Raw genomic sequence first — 1,685 nt, 5'->3', positions numbered from 1 at the left:
GTTTCAACACACAGCCGCCCGAAGGCGGCTGGCCGCTTGAAAACTGTTCAACAACAGAGCATTCAGGGTTTCAACACACAGCCGCCCGAAGGCGGCTGGAAGACCAACCGTTTTGTGTATCGGTTGCGGTCTGTTTCAACACACAGCCGCCCGAAGGCGGCTGGAGCCTATATCAAAAGCCTTGCTCCATCAGGTTTCGCAGCCCCGATTTCGCTAAGCTCCCAAGAAAAGCGCGAACGCGAGTATAACACAGCCTTTTCCGTTACACCCGCATTCGCAATATCCTGATTGTTAAAGAACAATCCCCATTCGCCAACCCTGCCGCATTTTCATGAGAACCGCAGGTTGGCGATTCACACAATCAACGTATCCTTAAACACATCTACTGCCGGTCTTGCGCCGTGGTGTTCTACTTTCCGCCTCCATTTGCTGCCTAAATGGTAAAAACGCAGACTGTCGGTTTCAGGGTTGTAGATTTTCAAGAGTTTGTCTTTTAAAACAACCCACTGGTCGGGCGCGATGTCGCATTCGAATACCGAATATTGCACGCGCACGCCGTAGTCCAAACACAATTTTGCCACGCGCCGCAGCCTTGCCTGTCCTTCCGCGTCTTCCAGCGAAATATCGTAAGTAATCAACATTAGCATTTTGTATTCCCATATACAGGCTGCTTTAAAAGTCGTCTGAAAACGTCCAATCCGTTTCCAGACGACCTGCAAACCTATCTCATCAAAAACGGCGGATATTCCGCCAAATCCCCGCGCAAATGCCGCGCCAACAGCATTGCCTGAATATACGGCAGCAAGCCGATTTCTACTTCTTCGCCTAAAAACGGATGAACGATTTTCTCTTGCTTTTTCTCCTGCAAGGCTTGAAATAACAACTTACGCGCATCGGCTTTCAGGCTCACCGCGCCGCTTGCCTCGGCAACAAAATCCTGTGGTTTTATTTGCCCGCGATTAATCAGTGACAACACCAACCTGTCCGCCCACCACGCGCGGAATTCTTCCAAAATATCCTGCGCCAAACTGTCGCGCCCCGGTCGGTCGGCGTGTAGAAAGCCCACCTGCGGGTCTAGCCCCACGCCTTGCAGCGCGCCGCTGATGTCCTTGCCCAACAGACTGTACACAAACGACAACAGCGCATTCACCCCGTCTCTGGGTGGACGGCGGTTACGCCCGTCAAAAGAAAAGCCGCTTTTTTCGCTCAAAAGCTGCCCGAACACGCCGAAATAACGCGCCGCCGCATCGCCTTCAATACCGCGCACCACGTCCAGCTCCGCCGCGCCCTTCAACTGCCGCAGCGAAATATTCAAAGAATCGACCGCACCTTGAATCGCCACATTCTCGCCATAATTGCGAATCTGCCGCTGAAGCACCCGCTTACTCGCCTGAATCTTTGCCGCGATGATATTGCGCGCAATCGGCACAGGATTTTGCTCCGACACCCGATACTGCGCCCGACGCAACAGCACATTGCCGCTCTGCCGCCCCTGAAGCCGTCCCAAATAACGCCCGTTTTCGGTAAAAAACGCCAAATTCACATTATTTTCGCCGCAAAACCCCAACAGAAACGGCGACACCAGCACATTCCCAAAACAGAAAATATGCCCGATGGAATGCACCGGCAACTGCGCCACCTTCTTACGCTCCTGCTCCACCACCAACGTCTCCCGCTCCTTATGC

3 protein-coding genes are annotated in these 1,685 nt (G+C 53.2%); 1 reads left to right on the top strand and 2 read right to left on the bottom strand.

The window, feature by feature from the left end; genetic code table 11:
• A partial coding sequence (locus ACTHUM_RS13275) for a hypothetical protein (protein ID WP_440403087.1) occupies window positions 1-288 on the top strand: 288 nt, incomplete at its 5' end.
• 65 nt (window positions 289-353) lie between these two features.
• On the opposite strand, the gene cas2 is transcribed toward ACTHUM_RS13275, so the two are convergent.
• Both cas2 and cas1c read right to left on the bottom strand, forming a co-directional pair.
• Entirely contained in the window at window positions 354-647 is a 294-nt protein-coding gene (cas2, locus tag ACTHUM_RS13270) for a CRISPR-associated endonuclease Cas2 (RefSeq protein ID WP_440403086.1), read from the bottom strand.
• A gap of 74 nt (window positions 648-721) precedes the next feature.
• On the bottom strand, window positions 722-1,685 hold a 964-nt coding region (gene cas1c, locus ACTHUM_RS13265; protein ID WP_440403085.1), incomplete at its 5' end, for a type I-C CRISPR-associated endonuclease Cas1c.

It is taken from the genome of Neisseria sp. P0021.S006, assembly GCF_051956895.1.
The sequence above is the reverse complement of the archived record's forward strand: the minus strand, read 5'-3'. Positions and strand labels throughout refer to the sequence as shown.

Bases quoted from the DNA above. Each gene is read 5' to 3' on its own strand.
- cas2 (WP_440403086.1), bottom strand. From the start codon at position 647: ATGCTAATGTTGATTACTTACGATATTTCGCTGGAAGACGCGGAAGGA.